Origin of the sequence: Aneurinibacillus thermoaerophilus, from assembly GCF_900099925.1 — a bacterium.
Lineage (GTDB): Bacteria > Bacillota > Bacilli > Aneurinibacillales > Aneurinibacillaceae > Aneurinibacillus > Aneurinibacillus thermoaerophilus.
Map to the genome: position 1 here is coordinate 1 of NZ_FNDE01000065.1, position 6,383 is coordinate 6,383.

The 6,383-nt window shown below is 33.8% G+C and carries 8 protein-coding genes and 3 pseudogenes; 4 read left to right on the plus strand and 7 right to left on the minus strand.

Features of this window, described 5'->3' with window-relative positions; all coding sequences use genetic code 11:
* The 6 genes and pseudogenes from BLR88_RS18165 to BLR88_RS20275 all read right to left on the minus strand — a co-directional run.
* Window positions 1-239 (minus strand): helix-turn-helix domain-containing protein (locus BLR88_RS18165; protein ID WP_139185029.1); only part of this gene is annotated, 239 nt, incomplete at its 3' end.
* Window positions 240-326: 87 nt separating this feature from the next.
* Window positions 327-485: a hypothetical protein gene (locus BLR88_RS19810; protein WP_175493685.1), complete on the minus strand. Its 159-nt coding sequence runs from the start codon at window positions 483-485 to the stop codon at window positions 327-329.
* Window positions 486-774: 289 nt separating this feature from the next.
* The gene (locus BLR88_RS18170) at window positions 775-1,014 is read right to left on the minus strand and encodes a hypothetical protein (RefSeq protein WP_139185030.1); all 240 of its coding nucleotides are present in this window, start codon (window positions 1,012-1,014) and stop codon (window positions 775-777) included.
* 5 nt (window positions 1,015-1,019) lie between these two features.
* Window positions 1,020-1,151: a hypothetical protein gene (locus tag BLR88_RS20460; protein ID WP_302846673.1), complete on the minus strand. Its 132-nt coding sequence runs from the start codon at window positions 1,149-1,151 to the stop codon at window positions 1,020-1,022.
* A gap of 25 nt (window positions 1,152-1,176) precedes the next feature.
* Window positions 1,177-1,314 (minus strand): annotated as a pseudogene (locus BLR88_RS20635) (hypothetical protein); the annotation flags it as partial.
* Window positions 1,253-2,293 (minus strand): annotated as a pseudogene (locus BLR88_RS20275) (AMP-binding protein). The pseudogenes BLR88_RS20275 and BLR88_RS20635, both read right to left, overlap by 62 nt.
* A gap of 497 nt (window positions 2,294-2,790) precedes the next feature.
* Here BLR88_RS20275 and BLR88_RS18190 point away from each other — a divergent pair.
* Together BLR88_RS18190 and BLR88_RS18195 are read left to right on the plus strand one after the other, a co-directional pair.
* The gene (locus BLR88_RS18190) at window positions 2,791-3,480 is read left to right on the plus strand and encodes a 4'-phosphopantetheinyl transferase family protein (RefSeq protein ID WP_057899139.1); all 690 of its coding nucleotides are present in this window, start codon (window positions 2,791-2,793) and stop codon (window positions 3,478-3,480) included.
* Window position 3,481: 1 nt separating this feature from the next.
* Window positions 3,482-4,186 (plus strand): thioesterase II family protein, encoded by a 705-nt coding sequence (locus BLR88_RS18195; RefSeq protein ID WP_302846674.1) that lies wholly within the window; start codon window positions 3,482-3,484, stop codon window positions 4,184-4,186.
* 114 nt (window positions 4,187-4,300) lie between these two features.
* On the opposite strand, the gene BLR88_RS18200 is transcribed toward BLR88_RS18195, so the two are convergent.
* On the minus strand, window positions 4,301-4,915 hold the full coding sequence (locus tag BLR88_RS18200; RefSeq protein ID WP_057899141.1) for a TetR/AcrR family transcriptional regulator: 615 nt from the start codon (window positions 4,913-4,915) through the stop codon (window positions 4,301-4,303).
* 198 nt (window positions 4,916-5,113) lie between these two features.
* Between BLR88_RS18200 and cyoE the strand changes: the two genes are divergently transcribed.
* Together cyoE and BLR88_RS19190 are read left to right on the plus strand one after the other, a co-directional pair.
* Complete coding sequence (cyoE, locus tag BLR88_RS18205; RefSeq protein WP_057899142.1) at window positions 5,114-6,031, plus strand: heme o synthase; 918 nt, start codon at window positions 5,114-5,116, stop codon at window positions 6,029-6,031.
* A gap of 119 nt (window positions 6,032-6,150) precedes the next feature.
* Window positions 6,151-6,383 (plus strand): annotated as a pseudogene (locus BLR88_RS19190) (IS701 family transposase); the annotation flags it as partial.

Here is a 6,383-nt window from a genome sequence, read left to right on the forward strand (position 1 = left end):
CCATACAGTTTCTCGCTGTTAAACACACCATCTTCTATCATGCGTTTATGCAAGTAGTCTTTATAGCGGTCTAGTTTACTTCCTCGGCTCGTTCGTTTCTTTTTCAAAGGCGGGGAGTTTTCCCCAAGATACTTACGAACTGTTTTTCGATCAATCCCCAACTGCCGGGCAATGTCAGAGATAGACATTCCTTTCCGGTATAACTCCTTGATCATAAAAAATTCCCCTCTCGTAATCATGAACCATAGCTCCTCTCAGATGTCTATGGTTCTTATTGTAGGTTGGGGAATTTTATTCCGGCTATATTGGGGATTTTATCATCGGCTTTAACAATAGACACGTAAAAACACAACACCATTTTCTTTATTAGCATAACAGAAAATAATAGGATTCATAAACCAAACTCTTGAAGTTACTACACGACCATCTGAGAGAATGCCAGCTTCACCAACAGTAAGCAAACTCTTGTTTTTCAGCTTATTCATAGCTTAAAAATTTGCAAGCAAAAAAACTAAAATCTTTAATTAAGGCTATAACCTAACACTTGTCCTTACCTTTTCACATAGCATGGAATTAGATGTCACATGAAAAGGAGGTGAGAAAATACACAATACATGAAGGAGATAGGCCCCTCCATGTATTGTGTATCGGTTCTTGAAACGTTAAAATCTCAAAGCAAATTTATATAGATAAAGAATAGATAAAAGGTTCAAAAACTAAAAGTTTTTGAACCTTAACTTAATGACTATGGGGTCAGCCCCATTTAAACAAAAATTATACCATCTCCTCAAAAGCTTTATCTTTAATCTTGTTCAAAATTTGCTTGATAATCTCTACGTTTTCTTGAATATATTCAGGATTTAGTAGCTCATCATGTGTTCCGATTCCATTATATTCAATATATGCTTTAGATGTGGTATTTATCCACTTTTTCTTAAGTAACGTCGTTACGGTGTCAACAACTATATTATGAATATTAGCTTCTACTAATCCTGAGTTTGTTAAATTCTCCATGTACATCAGCGTTTATTTTGCGCATATGGGGTAGCCGTCCATTCTAGAGCATCTAAATGTGCCAAATTAGCAGCCTCTGCAAGTATTGTGGATGCTATTTCCTGAACTTCTTTGTTCCATTGTTTTAGCCACTTCAAACGCTAAATTCCCCCCTCCAGAATATCCAAAAAGTACATATGGACCCTCACTCTGTATATTCGTGATTTGGTCTACGTACTCATTTAGCATCTCGTCATGATCATTCTTGCATTTCATTAACGTCATAACATGTTGCAAATACCGTGCTCTCTGTTGGACCATATACGTGCTTTATTTTGTTAGATCCAAGATATTGAAATGCTTTGCGAACATGTTTAACTGAAACTTGCTCTCCGCCAAATAAAATTTTCCGAACATGTTTTAAACAACTTATATCAATATCAACGAGAACATTAAAAAATGCTGTTGTAATAAACATAACTGAAATACGTTGTTTTTCGATTAAATCAGCTAACTGGCGGACGTTTAACATCGTTCTTTAGGAACAATTATTATTTTTGCCCCATTTAATAATGCTCCGAAAATATCAAATGTTGCTCCATCAAAAGCATAACTAGATAGTTGCATCACGGTGTCACATTTAGTTATGTCAATATAATAAGAAAGTTGCAAAACAGCCGCATATCAACCCAAATACATGATAAACGGGAGCTGCACAAAGTACTCGATCTGACGGAACGATACCAAGCGAGTGTCCGATTCGTTCCCCATCTCCTACGATACTCTTCACAGTTTTAACTACTGCAGATGGCACTTTAGTAGAACCGGAAGTTAGCAGAACGATGTAACTGTGATCTTCTGTTGAACCTATGTATTCATTCCAACAATTTGCAGCCATTCCACTGTTTATTAATAAAAACTCATTACCAAAACAGTTTAATTTCTGAATAACATCTCCTTTATATTCCCCTGCTACTGAACCATTCGTTTCCCGCAACTCAAAACAAGTCTGATACATTTTCATAATTTGGTTCATTTCTGCTTCTTTTAAATTAGGATCTACTAACATGACGGGCACATTCAAGTAACTCGCGGCAACTACAGCTGTCCAAATCACTTCATTTTTTCCAAGTACAATAGCTAGTGGTGTTTCTTGAGTCAAACCACATTTTTTAAAATGGTTTGCAAGTTTTTCTACTTCTAATAAAAAATCTTGATAAGAAATTAACTCTTGTCCAGTTAATATCGCTGGAGAGTCAGGATTTGTCTCTGATATTTTTTTGATGCGTTCAAATAACATAAGTGAAATCCACTTCCTCCAAATTGATATTCTGTTTCTTAGCAGGTAGCATAACCGTAAATATACAGTCAAAAGTAATCTTCGTTACGATCAAATTGCCATAAAAATGGGCTTGCTTTACTTTTTATTGATACGGTATTGGGAGATAAAGAAATAGTTAAAGTCCAAGGTAAGACGATAGACGCTGACTCTCTTAATCCTCACGGTAAGTTGAGAGTTATTGAAACTCCTATTTCTTGTATTTCTCTTTAAAGGATGTTAAAATACCAAATAAACCCAAGGAAAATATCACAATATAATAGCAACAATTACCAATAATATATCAACATAAATATTTATATTCGTAATAGAATTATTATTAAGAAAATTAATTCCCTAATTGCCATAGTGCTTTTTAAAATCGCTAAAAGCTCAGAAATATACAGTTCATTAGTACTGCATATTTCACTTGCCAGGTCATTTATTATTGATAACTTAATATTAGGGAGAGCTTATCAATGCAAGTACATCTAATTCGTATAGATGGCTCTCGTAATCTCAATGATTACCAGAGTTTATACCCATTGTTAAATAGAGAGACAAAGAAGAAAATCTCTAGGTTTTTAAATGAAAGTGATAAAATTCGCTCACTTCTGAGTCACTTATTCTTAAAATATCTTATCTCACGCGAACTTAGCCGTGATTTAACGGATATTGAACTTGCATACGAAAAATATGGAAAGCCCTACCTACTTTCAAGCAAGGGGCTGTCGTTTAATATATCTCATTCTGGTGAATTTATTGCGATTGCTATATCAAATGAAAATGTTGGTATTGATATCCAGGAGTATATTGACTTAGACTATGAAGAACTGGCAATGAGATTTTTTACAAAACAAGAGTATAACTACATAAGTAGTGCCTCTAATGTCAAGGAAAATTTTTTTAGAATATGGACTTTAAAGGAAAGTTACTTAAAAGCAAGAGGTAGCGGACTGCACTCACCTCTAAATTCATTTTATTTTTCATTTAAAAACAATAAGATTCATTTATACCACGAAGGTAATAATACAATGTTTTACTTTCACAGTGAGATCATTCATGATAATTATCATATGTCCATATGCTCAACGAAGGAGATTGGAGATTTTGAATTTCATGAATACAATCAAGTAGAATTAGATACTTTATTATTAGGAGGTAATTGAAATTAAAGTTTTTTGCTTAGGATATGCTGGATCTTCAAAAACAGTTTTTAGGGATTGGCTGAAAAATACACATAAAATTGAATTTATACCGTTAGAATATAAAGGACGTGGTACAAGATTTAATGAAAATAGTTATACTGATATCGTTGAAGCGGTTGATGATATGTATGAATTAATTAAATTAAGCAAGGGTAATGAAAAATACGCTATATTTGGACACAGTATGGGGGCTTATATAGCCTATGAATTATATTACAAGCTTAAAAATAGTCAAACTGAAGCACCTGAACACCTTTTCTTGAGTGGAATTAATCCGCCAATGTTAAGAAAAAGTATTAAGATATCCCACTTAGATAATGATACGTTTTTAGAGCAAGTTGTTGAACTTGGGGGAATACCAAGCGATTTGCTAAAACATAAAGATGTACTAAATTTCTTTCTTCCTATATTAAGAAATGACTTTAGAATTGTTGAAGAATACAAATATGAATATAAAAGTAAAAAAATAGATTGTGGACTGACAATTATCCTGGGTTCTGATGATAAGCTTACCCAAAACTATAATAATATTTGGAGAGAAATGGCTGAAAAAGAGGTTGAATTTTATGAACTAAAAGGAAATCACTTTTTTTTGCATAATCATACGGAGTTGTTAAAAGATATTATTTATAAAAACTTAATGTTTGAAGATGAAAACAAAAAATAAACACGCAAAATTCATTACGAAATTCTCAGCCTAGTCACTGCAACGATTTGAGGACTAGGTTTTTTGTGATTAATATAACTAATATACTTACACCTGTTATGATTGGAATATTTTCTAATCTTCCTGACGAGTAGGCAAAAGCATATGTTGCAGTGCATTTCCATATAAATTATGAGGCATACGACCTTCACTAATATAATATAATACAGCAATGCCATTTTCTAACGAAAGAATAGTCCATGCCATTTCATTCGGAGTTAGAGTAGACTCATAATTCTCTTTCGACATCAATTTCTCAATGGCCTTTGAAATTTTTTCAACTGATTCAATTATCATGTTAGACCATTTATGACGCACCGATTCTTCACGCATCGCATAAAGAAGAAATTCCATGTTAAGCATGTTCCATGTTCGATTTTCCTGCCTAACTGAAAGGAAATATTCATCCATTGTTTCAATAAAATGTGAAAATGAATGCTGTTGGTCTATTACTTGATGGATGTTGTCCACATGTAACTTCATTTGTTGTTCCAATATGGCTAGGAAGAGCTCTTCTTTGGAATGAAAATGTGCATAAACTGCCCCTTTACTAAATCCAGCATATTCTGCAATTTTATCAACAGAAGCCCCATGAAAGCCTAATTGAGCAAAGACCTCAACAGCTGATTCTAAAAGTAATTGCCGTGTTTCCTTTTTTCGCTCCTCTTGAGTTAATCTTCGTCTGACCATTCTTCTTCCTCCCTCTCTTGACAATCATACCATATAGCATTAACATACCATATAGTATATAAATTCTAATAAGTATGTAAAGTTTATTTTGTATTTCTAATTCGGAAGTAACCATCAATAATGTCACTCTAAATTGGATTATGACAATTATAGATAATCAGTAAAAGGGGAAGAGGGGAAGAAGGGAAGAAGCGAATAATGCGAAAGGAAAAAAAACTTACAACGAAGAAACAGACTTTGTCAAAAATTTTGGCGCAAACTATTAAAATCGGGATTATTAAATCAAACCTGATTCCGATGTTTGCTGGATTAACATTGGCATTATATACATATCAGATTAGCCTGTTTGAGAAATTGCCGGAAATGATATTTGCTTTGATTGGTTCGATTTTAGTAATGGGTGCAGCTGGAGCTTTTAACAACTTATATGATCGAGATATAGATTCTATTATGGAGAGAACGAAAAACAGACCAACTGTGACAGGAGAAATAAAGCCTAAAACAGTATTATGGCTTGGTATCTTTATGTCTATCTTCGGAATCGTAGCTCTTTCATTAGCAACTCCTCTAGCAGCATTCCTAGGGTTTCTAGGTTTGTTTTTTTATATTGTCCCTTATACGATGTGGAGTAAGAGAAGAACAATTTATAATACGGAGATTGGAAGTATTTCTGGAGCAATGCCACCTCTAATAGGATGGGCGGCTATTTATCCAGACGTCACACATCCTGCTATTCTTGGTCTTTTTGTGATTACAATTATCTGGCAAATGCCTCATTTCTATGCCATAGCTATTCGCAAGCACAATGAGTATAAAGCTGCGAAGGTTCCTATGCTTCCAGTAGTCAAAGGTGTTAAAAGAACATATATACAAACCAATATTTATTTAATCATTTTAATTGCAATAAGTTTTCTTTTTGGGTCTTTAAGTCTCGGTCTTATGTTAGTAGCCCTCCTTTTAAGTGTTATATGGCTTATCTTAAGTATTTTCGGTTATAAAAAGATGGATTCAGAGAAATGGGCTAAATCAATGTTTATTTATTCCCTACTTCATATGACAGTCTTATTTTCAACTGTAATTATCTATTCTCTTATAGGCATTATTTTCAAATTGTAACTGTAGTTGCCCAAAAACACTTACACAAATTTACAATTGAATAAAAAAGAGACATATCTCTTCACCCTGTGTAAAAATAGAAGTACCACCAACCACTTTTACGCAAAGGAGAAGACTATATGCCTCTTACGTATAGGGTAGCACATCAACAGGAAATCAACAATATTTTACGTACCTGGCGTTTCCCACTTTATTTTTCTAAGCCGGTAATGAACCATATGGTTCATTTTCTCGATGGTGTGATGACCAGAGGTTTTTCTGGAACGTTAACCGATATCCATCGTGAAAGCTGCCATTCACAAGACCGACGGACACTGAGCCATTTTCTTACTCATGGGAAGTGGAATGAGCA

What these genes read in the sequence shown, in the direction of transcription:
- cyoE (WP_057899142.1), top strand. Translation starts at nt 5,114, where the DNA reads ATGCGAAAGGAAAAAAAACTTACAACGAAGAAACAGACTTTGTCAAAA.
- BLR88_RS18200 (WP_057899141.1), bottom strand. Translation starts at nt 4,915, where the DNA reads ATGGTCAGACGAAGATTAACTCAAGAGGAGCGAAAAAAGGAAACACGG.
- BLR88_RS18190 (WP_057899139.1), top strand. Translation starts at nt 2,791, where the DNA reads ATGCAAGTACATCTAATTCGTATAGATGGCTCTCGTAATCTCAATGAT.
- BLR88_RS19810 (WP_175493685.1), bottom strand. Translation starts at nt 485, where the DNA reads ATGAATAAGCTGAAAAACAAGAGTTTGCTTACTGTTGGTGAAGCTGGC.
- BLR88_RS18170 (WP_139185030.1), bottom strand. Translation starts at nt 1,014, where the DNA reads ATGGAGAATTTAACAAACTCAGGATTAGTAGAAGCTAATATTCATAAT.